At 62.2% G+C, this 15,875-nt stretch carries 9 protein-coding genes, 1 tRNA gene and 3 pseudogenes; 5 read left to right on the top strand and 8 right to left on the bottom strand.

Annotated elements, in window-relative coordinates:
* Positions 1-4: 4 nt before the first annotated feature.
* On the bottom strand, positions 5-247 hold the full coding sequence (locus ACVWW3_RS11750; protein WP_247343353.1) for a hypothetical protein: 243 nt from the start codon (positions 245-247) through the stop codon (positions 5-7).
* A gap of 1,203 nt (positions 248-1,450) precedes the next feature.
* On the opposite strand from ACVWW3_RS11750, the gene ACVWW3_RS11745 reads away from it, so the two are divergent.
* Together ACVWW3_RS11745 and ACVWW3_RS11740 are read left to right on the top strand one after the other, a co-directional pair.
* On the top strand, positions 1,451-2,113 hold the full coding sequence (locus tag ACVWW3_RS11745; RefSeq protein ID WP_456649956.1) for a hypothetical protein: 663 nt from the start codon (positions 1,451-1,453) through the stop codon (positions 2,111-2,113).
* A gap of 900 nt (positions 2,114-3,013) precedes the next feature.
* Positions 3,014-3,235, top strand: a complete 222-nt coding sequence (locus ACVWW3_RS11740; RefSeq protein WP_456671969.1) for a hypothetical protein — start codon at positions 3,014-3,016, stop codon at positions 3,233-3,235.
* Between the two features lie 13 nt (positions 3,236-3,248).
* Here ACVWW3_RS11740 and ACVWW3_RS11735 read toward each other — a convergent pair.
* Positions 3,249-4,000, bottom strand: a protein-coding gene (locus tag ACVWW3_RS11735) for an IS5 family transposase (RefSeq protein ID WP_456671968.1) whose coding sequence is annotated in 2 segments (ribosomal slippage) — positions 3,249-3,670 and positions 3,670-4,000 — 753 coding nt in all. Because the reading frame shifts where the segments join, the coding sequence is not laid out codon by codon here.
* A 468-nt stretch (positions 4,001-4,468) separates the two neighbouring features.
* Between ACVWW3_RS11735 and ACVWW3_RS11730 the strand changes: the two genes are divergently transcribed.
* On the top strand, positions 4,469-5,812 hold the full coding sequence (locus tag ACVWW3_RS11730; RefSeq protein ID WP_456671967.1) for a DUF6056 family protein: 1,344 nt from the start codon (positions 4,469-4,471) through the stop codon (positions 5,810-5,812).
* 335 nt (positions 5,813-6,147) lie between these two features.
* On the opposite strand, the gene ACVWW3_RS11725 is transcribed toward ACVWW3_RS11730, so the two are convergent.
* The 3 genes from ACVWW3_RS11725 to ACVWW3_RS11715 form a co-directional block, all read right to left on the bottom strand.
* A tRNA-Lys gene (locus ACVWW3_RS11725) sits at positions 6,148-6,223 on the bottom strand.
* Positions 6,224-6,549: 326 nt separating this feature from the next.
* Positions 6,550-9,213 carry a glycosyltransferase gene (locus tag ACVWW3_RS11720; RefSeq protein ID WP_456649958.1) on the bottom strand — a complete coding sequence of 888 codons (2,664 nt, stop codon included), beginning with the start codon at positions 9,211-9,213 and terminating at the stop codon, positions 6,550-6,552.
* A 215-nt stretch (positions 9,214-9,428) separates the two neighbouring features.
* On the bottom strand, positions 9,429-10,022 hold the full coding sequence (locus tag ACVWW3_RS11715; protein ID WP_247346812.1) for a beta-1-3, beta-1-6-glucan biosynthesis protein: 594 nt from the start codon (positions 10,020-10,022) through the stop codon (positions 9,429-9,431).
* A 224-nt stretch (positions 10,023-10,246) separates the two neighbouring features.
* On the opposite strand from ACVWW3_RS11715, the pseudogene ACVWW3_RS11710 reads away from it, so the two are divergent.
* Positions 10,247-11,913, top strand: a pseudogene (locus ACVWW3_RS11710) (glycoside hydrolase family 17 protein).
* On the opposite strand, the gene ACVWW3_RS11705 reads toward ACVWW3_RS11710, so the two are convergent.
* Positions 11,873-12,253, bottom strand: a complete 381-nt coding sequence (locus tag ACVWW3_RS11705) for a hypothetical protein (RefSeq protein WP_456649960.1) — start codon at positions 12,251-12,253, stop codon at positions 11,873-11,875. The pseudogene ACVWW3_RS11710 and the gene ACVWW3_RS11705 overlap by 41 nt on opposite strands.
* 181 nt (positions 12,254-12,434) lie before the next feature.
* Positions 12,435-13,809 (bottom strand): annotated as a pseudogene (locus ACVWW3_RS11700) (hypothetical protein).
* Between the two features lie 173 nt (positions 13,810-13,982).
* Between ACVWW3_RS11700 and glmU the strand changes: the two are divergent.
* Positions 13,983-15,339: pseudogene (gene glmU, locus ACVWW3_RS11695) on the top strand (bifunctional UDP-N-acetylglucosamine diphosphorylase/glucosamine-1-phosphate N-acetyltransferase GlmU).
* Positions 15,340-15,498: 159 nt separating this feature from the next.
* Here the strand turns inward: glmU and ACVWW3_RS11690 are convergent.
* Entirely contained in the window at positions 15,499-15,729 is a 231-nt protein-coding gene (locus ACVWW3_RS11690; RefSeq protein ID WP_354047837.1) for a hypothetical protein, read from the bottom strand.
* Positions 15,730-15,875: the final 146 nt, after the last annotated feature.

Here is a 15,875-nt window from a genome sequence, read left to right as displayed (position 1 = left end):
TCCGTCACTTCGGGACGTGGTCGATCTTGTGCCCGAGATGCCCGGTGTCGTGATCGCGACGCAACTGGCTCAGCGACGTCTCGTTCAATTGTTGCAACACTTCATTGAGTTCAGTCGTATCCGGATAACCGGCGGCAAAACCCTTTCCGTAGATCTTGCGCAACGTGCCGACCAGCGTGTTGCCGTGCTTCTTGCTGATCGCGCCATCCTTGTCCCGGTGGCGACTATCCAGGCCGTGCTCCTTCATGTGCTTCTCCCTGAGTGGCGTCTGCGCGCCTGGAGGGCAGCGTGCTCCCAAACGAGTTGATTGGCAACGGCATGGCGCGCGGGAGTGGAGGTCGGTTCGCGCTTCCATCTCTTGGCTGTGAAGCTGCGTCGGATTGCGGTTGGACGGTTGGCGTATCACATAGACCCGAGCGGTTGCTTGATGGGAGCCGATACGATGCGCTCTGTTTTGGCCATGGGCCTCTTGATCGTGCTGTGCACGTCTGCAAGCGCCGCAACGGTGCATCATGCCCGTGCGGGCAATCCTGCGACACGCCATCCTGCGGCCGATCGTCCTCGCTCGGACGTGAATTCTCGCGCGCGCTTCGCGGTCCCCGGCTGGAGCGATGAAGCAACGGAGCGATGGCTCAATAGCGCCTCGTCCAACGTCGGCCGGGGCGGATAGCCACGGGGGTGAAAAATTCAGCCGAGCCGTGTGAAGTAGCTCACAAGCGGCTGTCGAGACCGCTGCTATGAAGGCCTCATTGCTTTACCGATTTATATTTCGCTTTACCGATTTATATTTCGAAAACGCCCCAGCGCAGCCACCAGGCGCTGGGGTTTTTCATGTCGATCGACGCGACGGCCGGAGCACGCGAAGCGCGATCGGATGGGCGGGTGCTTTCTGAAAAGTGCCTAAGGCGGGGCGACTAAGCGGCTTCTTCCTCAAACGATGTGTAAACTTGGCCTGCGGGATCAACGATCTGAACGTCCCAGCACCCGTCCGCGATCAGTTCTCGGGCCTTCTTGAGGGCGGCGGGCGAGGGATACCCGCTTGAGACTGACGACGCCTGCCGTGTCGAAACCGTTGATTTCAAACATGCCGCTCCTCCGATTTTCTCGAATCCTACACTTTTCGGGGCAGTTGTCTGTAGCTTTGTAGCGGTTCAGGGCAGGCTGTTCCATTATCGAGACGCAAAGCATTCGCTTCGGAGAACCGGAACTTGACCTGAAAAAGTCGGGCCTGTCCTGAACTCAAATGGGTGCAGAGTTACCGCAATTCTATCGCATGGACCCCGTACTCGGCCGGGGTGAGGGGGCATGCCAGGCGGGCAAGCCGCTAACGTGGAATTAATCCGAAAAGCCCACAATTTTAGGCAGTTGTAGGTGGGTGTTGCGTAGAGGAGGCGTCGCGAGGACGTTCCGGCGGCGGCATCCTTTTGCTCGCTCATTTGAGGTCAATGCAATGACCGCGACTTTCGAAACGCAAGGCCTCGTCGAACAACTCGACCCCGCAGCACTTGCAGCCGCAGTCGCGGCACACGAACCCGCAGCCCCGGAAGCTACCGCACTGATCAAGCGGTCCAGCCGGAAATCAGTGGTGGCACTGGCGGTGTGTGCCTTGGTCATCAATGGCTCGGCGGCTGTCTATACATCGCCCTCTGATTTTCCATTGCTGAATATCAGCAGTTTGGCGGAGCTGCTTCCGCGTCAAGAAGCTTCCATGCCAAAACCGGATCCGGTTGTCGCTGCCTTGAAGGATATTCAATCGACCCAGCATCAGCACACGGCTTCGCTGCAGGAGAACAATTACTCACTGCAGCAAAATGCGGCTCTGCAGCAGCAGGATGCAATTGTACTTCTTTCTCTGCGACAGAGCATCACGGATGAACGGGTCGATGTGAAGAAGATATCTTCGCAGCTAGCTACGCTTATCGCGAAGATCGACTCGCTGCAGAATACAATGATGTCGGACGTCACGTCCTCCATTCGAAGAGCGCATGCTCGCTACGGACTGTCCGCAGCGATACGCAAGCGGATGGCTCGGCAATCGAAATCTGCCGGGCCCGTTTCGGTTGGAGGAGCTCCCCTGAGCACGCCAGCTACAGTTTCGGCCCCGGAAAGCTGAAGGTAGGTCAAGCAAATCAATTGGGGCTGTGTGCTGCGCTATCCCGGCCCGGGCTCGCACTGACGGGGCATTTTTAGCCCAGCCCGAAATTATGCCGGCGGGCCGCTGATGTGGGCCCCCGCATTTCCCGGAACGAATGACGCGACGCTAGTAGCGCGGGTAATAGCCCGGCGCGTACCTTGGATCGCCATACCTCTGAGATCGATAGTAGCCATAGCCCCGCGGCGGATCGTCAGGGATTGGCCTGGCATAGACGCCGGGCGCCTTGTACGCGTTGGGATAGCAACGGCCGTTGGAGTAGTTGAAGTCATATCCGTGCGGACAGCCGCCGTCTGGACTGCCGCGAAACTGGACCTGTTGGAGCGGGGCCGGCTGGGGAGCGGATACGCCAATTTGGAGGGCGAGGGCCGCACCGGCGATAGCTGCAAGCATGTCTATGTCCTCCGTGTAACTCCCCGATCAACCATATGGCTATTACGAGTAATGGTCGCTGAATTGGGCATTCATCAACCATTCACTTTTGGGTGCGGTTCACTCCGAACGGTTCGAAGATTACACACCATGGTGTCGGCGAGGCGCTGATGAAGCGGAGGCGCAGAACCACCGAAGGGGCGACCGGCACCGCCACTCGGCATGTTAATGACGAAAGTCCGTCCGCCTGCTTTCTCATGTTCGCGGGCGGGGGCCACCCTCGGGAGGAACCGCGGCGCGCGTCGCTCGTTCGCTAGGGCCTTGTGGCGTATCGGCCTGATGCGGGAAGGTGTCTTCGGCCTCGGGTTGTCCCTGAGGCTGCTTTTTTGCCTGAAGCCCGCCGGTCCATGTGCGCTGGCCTTAACCTAATTTTAGGAAACAATTGTACGGCGGCGCCACGTTGGATAGAACAAATCCTGTCAGCGTCAGTTGCGTCCGAAAGTCATGATTACGTACAAGCAGTACCATATCGAACGATTTGAGCACGGGCCCAAGCGCTGGGTTGCTCGCATCACGCGGACAGACGGCCAGAACATCCGCACGATTCTGCCGGCGTCTGAGCTCCCCTACCTCGATACGAAGCCGACAGCGTCCGCCGAGGAAGCTGAGGAGCTTGCCAAGGAAGGCATCGACTTCGGCGGCGTGGTCTAGGGTCTGTTGGGATTCATCTGGAGTTTATCGCGGCCGCGGCCAGATAGATCATTGAAGTGAAGCTCTGGTCGGTCTTGTCGGCGCGCATTGCGATGCGCTTGAATTCCTTGAGCTTGCCGAAGAAGTTCTCGATGAGATGCCGCCATTTGTACATCTCCTTGTCGATGGCGAGAGGCTGTGCACGGCGCGGATGCTGGGAGATGACGACTTTGGCGCCACGCGCTTCGAGTTCGGCGATGATGGCGTTGCTATCGAAGGCCTTATCAGCGATCAGCGCGTTGAAGGCCAATCCCTCGATGAGCGGCGGCACGCCCACCGTATCGAAACGCTGTCCCGGCAGGAGCACGAAGCGCACGAGATTGCCGAGCGCATCGGTGAGCGCCAGAATTTTGGTGGTCATGCCGCCTTTCGAGCGGCCGATCGCCTGGCTTTGCGTCCCCCTTTTGCGCCCTGACCGTGGCGGTGGACCTTGATGATGGTGGCGTCGACCATGGCGTATTCCATGTCGGGATCGTCGGAGATGGCCTCGAACAGCCGCTTCCAGACATCCGCCTTCACCCAGTCGCGAAAGCGCGTGAATGTGCTATTCCAGTGGCCGAACATCGCCGGCAGATCCCGCCAGGGACTGCCGGTTCGGGCGATCCACAGAACGGCCTCGACAAACAATCGGTTGTCCTTGCCGCTGCGGCCCGGATCTCCCGGCTTGCCAAGACAATGCGGCTCCATCTTCGCCCATTGGGCGTCAGTCAAAACGAATCGGTCCATCCCAAGCTTGAATCACAACCAAGCCCCGATGAGAATCCTGAATCCCAACAGACCCTAGTCCGTCGTCGCCGGTCTCCTGACTTTCATTCGCGAACTCGCTTGATCGCCTTCAACCTGTACGCCGTCGGAAAGCGACGATTCTTTGCTCTTGCTGCCACAGATCATCCCCGAAATGAGCCGCGCCGAGCTATAGATCACTTGATCTTTGCTTTGGATCAACGGGATCGCCTTCGTTCGATCCTGCGCGCAAGAGACTCCAATTCCTCGGTTGACGCCACATCAAGCAACAACTAGAAAGCACGCTTTCCGATTGAAGAATATGCATGCGGACCAGGGTCAATTTTGCACACACGGATGATCGAGGTGCGCGTACTATAAAACTGGCTTCGTGGACTATTATCGTTGTCGTGCCGGCCGTGTTCATCCTGAAGCTGCTAGGACTGGCGCTATATGCGATCCCCGAATCCGATGATTTTTGTTTCTTCTATGCGAACAATCATCATGGCATCGTGGGATCAGTGTCGGGTGTTCTACAACTCGGCCATAGGGCGTATCACGCCGTTGCTGCTGATGCAGCTTCCTGCCGTCCTACGCACCTCGACAGGCATAGATCTTTTCATCTGCTACGTCCTGACCATGGTTGGTTTCATGGTGGCGTTCGTTGCGGCGATGATATTTCTTGCGCGACGGATCCAGTCGGACACAACTCTCTTGCAGCAGATTGCGCTCGGGCTGGCGTTCGCGGCTGTGCTCGCGAGCGAGGCACCGAGCCTGCACCAGATGTTCTATTGGTTACCAGGTGTCGCCTGTTACACCGTTCCTGCGGCGATCGTCGTCTTGGTGTTTGCTGAGCTCATAAACGCGGCGGAAAATGGATTGAATCTCTCTCGCGCATCGACCGCGCTGATGGCCCTCGGTGGTTTAGTCGCGGCTATGTGCAATGAGTTCACGGCGGTTTGGCTAATAGGTATCGTCTCCTGCTCGCTGTTGGCTCGCTGGGTGTTTGACCAACGCCTTCAGGTGGATGCACATTTGTGGGTTGTTCTCGCGACCGTCGCCGGTCTCGCCGTCGTGTTGTCGGCGCCCGGAAATTCCGTGCGCATGAGTCAGTTTCCGATGGCGGGTGATTTTTTGAACTCGTTGAAGGAGGCCCTTCTTTTCGGCTTGATTGGCTTGGGGCGCCTGTTCAGCGAGCCTGCGACGGGGACGTGGCTTCTGTTCGTTGTGTTGGTCACAACCGTATTGCCACAACCGAATTACGTGAGTTCGAGAAACAGAAAGGTTTTAGCCGCAGGAGTCGCGCTCATTGGTCTAGGCGGCGCATATTTCGGATATTTTGTACACCAATATGCGACGGGGAACCGTCTTGTGGGGAGGGCGCAGAATGAGGTGCTGGTCTTTGTGCTGTTCAGCCTGACGATGAGCGCCGCGCTTTTTGCCCGAGCGTATCGCGACCGAATTTGCAAGCTAGTCACCGCGTCATCAGTCATGGGTGTTGCCGTGCCTTTGATATTCGGCGCCAGCTTGGCAGTAGCGTTGCACTACAGCAAAGTCGGCATGCAGATTCGGTCGGAGCGAGACGGCTTTAGCGTGTTCTGGCTCGAAAGCATGGAACGTCATGCGCGCCTGACCCTGTCTCCTGAGCAGAGGCTGGTGGTTGCGCAGCACACGGCTCACCCGACGACGTTGATGAACAGCGATGTGACCGACAACCCCGGCCGGCTCCCGAACGACTGCATCGCGCGCTTCTACCAAAAGGAGAGCATCGTAGCGGGGCCCGCGGGTACGCCTAGCGTGCAACGCGCTGACTAGGCCAATGGCAGGAAGTCGTAACCCGACGGCTGCGCGGTGACCACGTAAGCCGCGGCCTCTGGGACTAGCCGTTGTAGGCCGCCGCTGCGAAGCCCGTGGCCTACGCCGGCTACCGTTCCGCACGATCGGCACCACATCGACGGGCTCGCGTGCATTGGAGCGCATCTGTCTGGATCCGGCGGCCGGCTGGGCCATGCCGCAGGAGCGGGCAGGCTCGAGACCATGGCCGGCAACTACCACGCTGCGATCGAGGCAGACAATGCGTCTGCAGACACGGTACAGAGACAGTGCTTTTTGGGAGTATTGGAAATTTGTAATAAGTTATTGATTTTGCTTGGTGAGCGCGCTGGGGCTCGAACCCAGGACCCCGTGATTAAAAGTCACGTGCTCTACCGGCTGAGCTACGCGCTCCCATGGCCGCTGATGGCTTTCAAAGAGATCGCCATCGTGTTCGGACATTCGAGAAGCATGTCTTGCTGCCACGCTCTACTTGCGTCGCGGGGAAAACCGGCCGTTCTCCGGATCATGCTTTCGGCCCGCGCTGTGTAGGGGGATGGGGCGCGGAGGTCAATAGCAGGGTGGCTGCCAAAACTCGCGGCAGAAGCGGGGATTTGCTCGCCGCTTCCATGGTTTAAGTCGGGATTTTCAACTTGATTGGCGCACAGTCATCCACGCCGAAGAGCGAGGATAGCTTACCGGCCGAGGGCCTCGCCCCGCGCCGCGAGGTCGTCTCGCCGTCAGTTCGCTTCGCGCCGGACCTCGTTCGGCAACGGCTGCGGCGTGCCGGCGGGGGTCGGCAGCGCGACGGGGCGGAGCCCGATCAGCTCGGCGGTGCGGATCGCGCTGTCGCGCCAGAACTTGAACGAGTTGATGCGGCTGAGCTCGAGGATGGCGATGGCGACCGCAGCCAGGAACGGCAGGCTTTGCAGCACCAGCACGCCCGCGAAGATGTAGATCTCGGTGATCTGGCGATAGCTGTTGGAGGCGACCAGCACGCCGGCGCCGATCAGGAGCAGGGCGCCGATCACGGCCTCCCAGAACGCCTGGAACTCTATCGACATCCGGGACAGGCCACCCTTGGAGGTGCGCGCGAACGCGATGTGCTCGGTGATCAGTCCTTGCGCGACCGCGCGCGACACCGTCCATTGCACGCTCATCGCCGCGATCATGGCGCCCAGCATCTGGCCGGGCTTGATGGCGACGCGCGCACGGTACATCGACAAAAAGTGCGCGAGCGAGACAATGAAGGCGCCAATGATCGGCAGCGTCAAAATCTTGTCGGGGATGGCGATGTCGGCGAAGGCCACGATCGGCACCCAGATGAGGTTGAGCAGCGCCACGACCACGCCGAGGCTTTCGGCCCCAAGCCAGTTCAGCCAGCCGAGACCATATTCGCGCTTCTGGTCAGCCGTCAGCCGACTCTTTCCGGGCAGGAAGTTCCGCCAGTGCTTCTTGACGATCTGGAGGCCGCCATACGCCCAACGATGGCGTTGTTTCTTGAAGGCCTCGTAGGTGTCGGGGAGCAGGCCCTGACCGTAGCGGTGGTTGGTGTAGTGCGTGGTCCAGCCGAGTTGCTGGATCGCTAGGCCGAGATCCGAGTCCTCGCAGATCGTATCGCTCGACCAGCCGCCGGCCATGTCCATCGCGGCACGGCGGATCAGGCACATCGTGCCGTGCACGATAATGGCGTTGGTCTCGTTGCGCTGGACCATGCCGATGTCGAAGAAGCCGGCATATTCGCCGTTCATGAGGTAGTGCATGATCGACAGATCGCCGTCGCGATGTTCCTGCGGCGCCTGCACCAGACCGACGCGCGGGTCGGCGAAGGCGGGCACGAGGTCCTTCAACCAGTCGGGATCGACGACGTAGTCGGCATCGAGGATGCCGATGATCTCGGCATCGACGGCGGTGCGGTCCATCGCGATGCGCAGCGCGCCGGCCTTGAAACCCTGCACCTTCTCCGCGTTGATGAACTTGAAGCGTTCACCGAGCGTGCGGCAATGGTCCTGGATCGGCTGCCAGAAGGCCGGGTCCGGCGTGTTGTTGATGATGACGACGCATTCGTAGTTCGGATAGTTCAGCCGCGACAGCGCATCGAGCGTCTGCTTGAGCATCTCGACCGGCTCGAAATAAGCGGGGATGTGGATCGAGACTTTTGGAAAGTAATTCTCGGGAACGTTCGCGACCGGTTTGCCCTTCGTGAGCAGCCGCTGCGGCGGCCGGCCGAACGCGACGGCGGCGATCTCGTCGATGCGCGCCATCGCAATGAGGACGAGGGGAACAAGCAGGATCATGCCCAGCGTCAGAGCGAAGGCCGAGCCGAAAATGAAATAGTGCCCGTTCCAGAACGCGAACACGGTGGCGGCCCAGGCGCCGACGCCATTGGCGGCAGCCGACAGCAGGAACGCCTGCTTCGCCGTCGGCTGTTCCAGCCGCAGGATCGGCAGCGACAACAGGACACCGACCAGCAGCGCTATACCCATCGACTTCCAATAGTCGGGATTCTCCACCGGGCCGGTCCAGGCGAATTTCGGCTCGCGGCTGGCGTTGAGGATGCCCCAGTACGGACCGACGCCGCCTTCGAAATATTTCCAGGGCTGATCGATGGCTTCGACGATGTTGTATTCCATGCCGATGGCATCGGCGCGGCTGACGAAGTTGCGCAAGGTCAGTGCCTGCTGGAACGGACCGGGGTCGGCATTGCGCAGATTGTAGCCCGCGCTCGGCCAGCCGAACTCGGCGATCACGATGCGCTTGCCGGGGAACAGGTTACGCAACAAATTGTAGCGGTCGACGGCCTGGTCGACCGCCTGGTCCGAGCGGAAATTTTCCCAGTAAGGCAGCACGTGGGCGGCGATGAAATCGACGTTGGAGCCCAGGTCGGGGTTGTCGCGCCAGATGTTCCAGATCTCACCGGTCGTCACGGGCACGCGGACCGCGCCCTTGACCTTCTTGATCATCTCGATGAGGTCTTCGACCTTCTGCTCGCCGCGGTAGATCACCTCGTTGCCGACGACGACGCCATTCACGTTGCTGTTCTTGCGGGCGAGCTCAATGGCGGCCTTGATCTCGCGCTCGTTGCGGTCCGGGTCCTTGCCGATCCAGGCGCCGACCGTGACCTTGAGCCCGAACTCGGCGGCAATCGGCGGCACCAACTCGTTGCCTTCCGTCGCGGAGTAAGAGCGGATGGCACGCGTGAGGGTCGAGAGCTTTTTCAGATCGGCACGAATCTTGTCGGGGTCGACGTTGTTGTCGACAGCATGTCCCGGTTCGAACGGCGTATAAGACAGGCTGGGTAACAGGCCCCTAAAGTCCGGCGCAGGTTCCTTGTCGCGCAAGACTCCCCAGAGGCCGGCGTGAAGCGCGGACACAAGCAACAGAACGGCGGCGACAACCCGCATCGCGGCTAAACCAAAAGGGGCTGAGGGGGCAGGGAAGCGGATCCGACCCCGAGATCCGACCAAGTCCGCGGCAAATGGAGCATACCTCTGCCGCGCGGTTTCACAACTGTCATGGCCTCATGACCGTATGAGGGCGTGGCAAATTTCGGAATACGCAGCAGTGCCAATTGCTTCTATCGCCGATCGTTCCTGAACGGAGGCTGAAACAATCGCGGCTATTTCGAGGGCGCCGGTGACGGGCTTGCCGCCGGCGAGGGGCTCGCGGCCGGCTGCGGTTGCGCATTGCCTGATGTCGGCGCGGCGGGCTGCGAGGCCGCGGCGGCCGCCGCCTGCTGCGGCTGGGAGGCCGGGTTGATCCAGCAAGCGTGGACACGGCTGTCCAGGGTCTCGGCGACCTTGGGATCAATCTGGCCGCCAAAGCGGGTCAGGCAGCGGAAGGCGGCCTGGATGTGGCCGCCAGGGCAGCCGAAGCGGTCGTAGAGGTCGAGATGGCGGAATGCGGTATCGAGGTCGTCCCGCCACATCAGCCGTATCACGCGCCGGCCGAGCCAGACGCATTCGGGGTTGCCGGCCGGGCCGCTGATGACCTGGGCTGCTTCGGCGAACTCGTCGGTGCGACGCTGGTTCTGGGCGGCATCCTTGGCGGCGTCGGCGGGCTGGGCGGCTGACTTGCTCTGGTCCGGGGCGGGCGTGCCGCTCTGGGCGGAGGCGCCACCGAGACCGACCATGACGAGAAGGGAAGTAACGGCCAAGGTGGCGGCGAACTGCCGCAGGACCGCATTTCGTAACTCGAACACCCGTTGCCGCATGAATTTCCCCAATATATTCACTGACCGTCCGCGCCAGGACCTCGCGGACGCGCCGGTGATGGCGTCCAAATGGGTCTCCAATGCGGCGGAAAAGTCCTTTCGATTCCATGGCCTGAATTTCAAATTTTGTCCAGCAAAGTCACGATCCTAGGCCTCTGTCGAACGGCCGCAGGTAAATTCCTCAGGGGAGGGATCGATCCATACCGGAGCCACCCCCTTGGCAGATGGCGTGCGAGCAGGTAATCGACGGCCCTTCGCGGGAGGACGGAACTGATTTCTCTTCGTACGCCACTGGCGCTTCTGCTCGTTTCACTGGGTGCGATTGCTGCCGTGTGGTGGTGGCTTGCCACGCCGATCACGCTCGCGCGCGCCCCGATCGATCCCGCCGACAAGGTTCAGTGCGTTTCCTACGCGCCGTTCCGCGGCGAGCAGTCGCCGCTGAACGCATGGACCCATATCGAGGCCGATCAGATCGAGCAGGACCTGCGCCAGCTCAAGGAGATCACCGACTGTGTCCGCACCTACTCGATGGAGAACGGCCTCGACCAGGTGCCGGCGATCGCCGCCAGGATCGGCGGGCTGAAGTTGCTGCAGGGGATCTGGCTCTCCAGCAACCGCACCAAGAATTTTGAGCAGGCCGCGCTCGCCGTCCGCCTTTCCAAGGATTTCCCCGGCATCATCACCAGCATCATCGTCGGCAACGAGGTGCTGCTGCGTGGCGAGATGACGACCGCGGACCTCGTCTCCATCATCCGCTCGGTGAAGGCGCAAGTCAGCGTGCCCGTCACCTATGCCGACGTCTGGGAGTTCTGGCTGAAGAACCGCGAGGTCTATGACGCCGTCGACTTCGTCACGATCCACATCCTGCCCTATTGGGAGGATTTCCCGGTCAAGGCGAAATTCGCCGCCGCCCATGTCGAGGCGATCCGCGAGCGCATGGCAGTCGCGTTTCCCGGCAAGGAGATATTGATCGGCGAAACCGGCTGGCCGAGCGAAGGGCGCATGCGCGAAGGCGCGCTGCCGTCGCGCACCAACCAGGCGCGCGTCGTCTCCGAGATTTTGACCCTCGCGAAAGCGCAGAAATTCCGCGTCAATCTAATCGAGTCCTATGACCAGCCGTGGAAGCGCAAGCTGGAGGGCACTGTCGGCGGCTATTGGGGACTCTATGACTCGGTGCACCGCAGCCTGAAATACCCGCCGGGCGAGCCGATCAGCAATTTCCCGTACTGGAAATGGTACATGGGCGCCGGCATGGGCCTCTGCGTGCTGGTGTTCGCGGTCGCAGGCCTGACGTTGCGGCGCAGGCCCTGGACGCCGCGCTTCTCGGCCTGGCTCGGTGTGGCGATCTCGGCGACCTCAGCGGGCATCCTGCTCGGGATCGGCGCCGACAAGATGTACTACGAGAGCTACGGCATCGGCGGCTGGCTGCTGTGGGGCGCGCTGCTCGCGGCCGGCATCCTGTCACCGATCTTCTGCGCGCAGGCGATGGTGATCGGCCGCAGTCTTACCGACCTTTCTCGATCTGCTGGGCCCGCGCGAGGGCCGGAAATGGTCGAAGCTCACCGCCGTGCTGGGCCTCACGCTGGCGGTGACCGCGGTGATCGCGGCGCAGACCGCACTCGGCTTCGTGTTCGATCCGCGCTACAAGGATTTCCCCTATGCCTCGCTGACGATGGCGGTGGTGCCGTTCGCGCTGTTGATGCTGAACCGGCCGCAGATCGGCCAGCGTCCGATCGCGGAATCGGTATTCGCGGGCGTGCTGACGCTGTCGGCCGCGTACGTGCTCGTCAACGAGGGCCGCGACAACTGGCAGTCGCTGTGGACCTGCGCGATCTATTTGTTGTTCGCGCTCACGATGTGGCGGGCGCGGGCCGAGCAAATCCAAGAATGAACAGGCCGATCGCCAGGCCCGACAGCACGACATTGTAGAGCACGATGCCGATGCCGGCGGCGATGATGCCGACGGTCAGCAGCACGATCGACGGCCGCATCAGATTCAGCGTCGCTACCACCAGCGCGACGATGCCGAACACCGAATTCTTGAACAGCACAGTCGAGACCGAGCGCGCCTTGCAGATCAGCGTCTGAAGTCCGGCGTCGCAGGCGAGCCCGACCTGCGAGTTTTCGATTCCGAGGTAGCGCAGATAGAGCGCATAGCCGACGGAGGCGAAGCCGACGACGATCAGGAACTGCACCTGGTAGGGCGTGAGGCGGAAGGGCTTTTTTGTCATGGCCGCAATATGGTCGGGATGAAGCGAGGGGGCAACAGGGCAGGTGGAAGTTTCTGCCTATCGTGGCGCAACTGCGCGCCATTGTGGCGGTGTGCAAGTCATCCACGCTCAGGGTAGCGGAGCATGACGCAACGATTTTCCACTGACGGCGATTATTGACGCCTGCCTCAGTCCACAAGGCTTATCGCCTGAAGAACGACGACAACGTCGATCCCGCTGACGCCGGCGCCGTCTCCGGCTTCGCCTGTGCGGCTGGCTGCGGAGCCGCAGGAGCAGGCGCGGGCTCCTCTCGCTTCGAGGAGCGTTTTGAGGAATAGCTGTGGCGGCGCTTGTCCGGTTTGGCGGCGGGCGCGGGCGCCGAGGCGGTGTCGGCTTGCGGCACCGAGTCCTGGGTCTTGTCGGAGTTCTTCTCTTGAACTCGATCCTGAGTCTTCTCTTGTCCCTTTTCCTGGCCGCCGCGCATTGACAGCCGCTGGCCGTCGAACACGGTGGTCTCGCAGTGGCGGTCGTTTTCGGCGAGGCCTGCGCAGAGCTTGGCTGCTGCGGCGGCGTTGATCAGCGGGCCGGCTCCCAAGCGAAGCTGCATGCCGAGGCCGGTGTTGCCTTCCTTGATCATGATGATCGGCCGCAGCGCCGCGATCTCCGGATTGGATTTGCTCAGGCCGCGCCAGAGTGCACGCAGGCCGTCGACCGAGTTCGCGCCACCGAGATCAATCGCAAAGCGCGTCTGCTGGACCGCAATCGCAGGAGCCTCGCTCTCGGCGGCCTCCGGCGGCTTTCGCTGCCACAGCAGCGACTTCGATCGGAGCGGGCGCCGGGTCGGGCTTCTTCTCGGCAGCCTTCTCAGTTGCCTCGGGCTGCACCAGTTTTGATGCGGCCGGATCGGGCGGCGCCATGATCGACTTGGACGGCACCAGCGGAAGCATCGGCGGTGTCGAGGCCGTCAGCGGCGCGTGCGACAGGAGCGAGGCGGCGGCCGCGCTCTGCGTCGGCGGGCCCGACGGCTCCTTTGCGCTGTCTTTCGGCGAGTCCTTGGCAACTTCGGTGCGCGGCTTGTCGCTGACTGGTGCTGGTGTCGAGGCGACCGGCGCGACGCTGGGCGCGGGCGGCCCGACCAAAGCTGGCGCGTCCAGCGGCTTCGCAGCGGACGCCTGCGGCGGCGTGGTCGTCTGCCTGGCGATGGCGCCGGTGACAGAATCGAGCCCTTGCTCCAGCACGGTGACGCGCGAATAGAGCCGGTCGCGATCGGTGTTCAGTGTCTCGATGGCAGAGGCGAGGCGGCGGGCCTCGTTCTGGCTCTCCTTGGTCAGCATCTGGAGCCGGTCGGCCTGGTGCGCGAGATCGGCCGACGCGACCTGGTCGCGCCGCCAGCCGAGCTGGGCCTGGTTGGCGAATACGGCAATCACCACGGCGCCGACGGCCGCCACGCCCCACGAGCCCAGCCGCCACATCATGCTGCGATCGAACGAACTCTCCTCGGCCACAAGTCCGGAGAATAGCCCGCCGGTCTCCTTGGTGCCGAAGGCATCCGCCAGTGGGTCGGAATCCTTTGCCATGTACGTTTAAGCGCCCAGCCCTGTCCGGCTTCCCCGAATCAATCAGGGAACATTAACAGGAAAACCTTGTCGCACTTGAATTCCGGGCGATTGCGGGGGTAGCAAGGCGATAGCTCATGACGGCATCGACCTGCCGCCGCCAACTGATTCGGCCGTATCTGACAGGATTTTCGATGACCGCCCGTTCCAGCCTCACGATCGTGCTCGCCGCCGGCGAAGGCCACACGCATGCGATCGAGCCTGCCGAAAGTGCTGCATCCGGTCGCGCACCAGAGCCTGCTCGCCCACGTGCTCGCCGCCGCACCCAAGGGAACCGGTACCTCGCTCGCGGTCGTGATCGGACCCGACCATCAGGCGGTGGCGGACGAAGCAAAGCGCATCCGCCCCGACGCGCTCACCTTCGTGCAAGGCGAGCGGCTCGGCACCGCGCATGCGGTGCTGGCGGCGCGTGATGCCATTGCGCGAGGTGTCGACGATCTGCTGATCGCGTTCGGCGACACGCCGCTGATCTCGGCCGAGACCTTCGCGCGGCTGCGCGCGCCGCTCGCCAAGGGCGCGGCGATCGCCGCGCTCGGCTTTCGCGCCGCCGATCCCACCGGCTATGGCCGCTTCATCGTCGAGGGCGACCGCCTGGTCGCGATCCGCGAGCAGGCCGATGCCAGCGCAGAGGAGCGCAAGATCGATCTGTGCAACGCCGGCGTGATGGCGATCGACGGACGCCGCGGGCTGGCGATCCTCGACAAGATCGGCAATGCGAATTCCAAGGGCGAATATTATCTGACCGACGCGGTCGGCATTGTCAGCGAACAGGGATGGGATGCCGTGGTGATCGAATCCAGCGAGGACGAAGTGCGCGGCATCAACACCAAGGCGCAGCTCGCCGAGGCCGAAAGCGTGATGCAGGCACGGCTGCGCAAGGCTGCGATGGAAGCCGGGGTGACGCTGATCGCGCCCGAGACCGTCTTTCTCGCGGCCGACACGGTGTTCGGCAAGGACGTCACCATCGAGCCGTTCGTGGTGATCGGTCCCGGCGTGTCGATCGCCGACGGCACGGTGATCCACTCGTTCTCGCATATCGTGCAGACCACGCTCGGCAGGAACGTTTCGATCGGCCCCTATGCGCGGCTGCGCCCCGGTACCTCGCTCGGCGACGGCGCGCGCATCGGCAATTTCGTGGAGACCAAGGCCGCGACCCTGGAGGCCGGCGTCAAGGTCAACCATCTCTCCTATATTGGCGATGCCACCATCGGTGCCAATTCCAACATCGGCGCCGGCACCATCACCTGCAACTACGACGGCTTCAAGAAGCACAAGACGGTGATCGGGCAGGGTGCCTTCGTCGGCACCAACTCCTCGCTGGTCGCGCCGGTGACGATCGGCAATGGCGCCTATATCGGCTCGGGCTCGGTGATCACGCGCGACGTGCCGGACGATGCCATGGCGCTGGAGCGCAGCCCGCAGACTATTAGGGAAGGCGGCGCTGCGCGCTACCGCGAGATCAAGACGCGCGGCAAGAAGCCGGAGAAGTGAGCGGAACTGCTTCTAGCTTGTAGTAAGCGCACTCCGTCCTCATCCTGAGGAGCCCGCTGGAGGCGGGCGTCTCGAAGGATGGCCGCGGGCGAGATCCGGGCCGTCATGGTTCGAGACGCGCTTCGCGCTCCTCACCATGAGGGTCGTCTTACGTGGCCGCTAGTCGTCGTCGGCGACATCCGAGAACATCGCTCGCTTCAAGCGCCAGCCGCGCGGCCTGGCGCGCTTTGCCGGTTCGCCGGTGGCCTGCGTGGCGAGGACAGGCTTACTTTCCTTGCCTCGCTCCATGGCACGCTGGGGCGGTGGCCAATGCGCAAGGTGCGTGCCTGTGGTCTCGCTGGCGTGCACGAATGTCGATGACAGACCTTTGCGGTCGGACGAGCCTTTCATGGCCTTATCTCCCGGAGGGGAAATCGTTGGCCAAATTTGTTGACAAGAAGTTAACGGACGCGGTTTAACGCCCGCCAATTCGACGCAGTCGAAGCAGGCGTGACGAGGCGCTGTCTCAATCAGCAATAAATATTGAGTATCTGGTT

The organism is Bradyrhizobium sp. LM2.9 (assembly GCF_054056555.1).
This window is presented reverse-complemented; position numbering and strand designations above follow the sequence as displayed.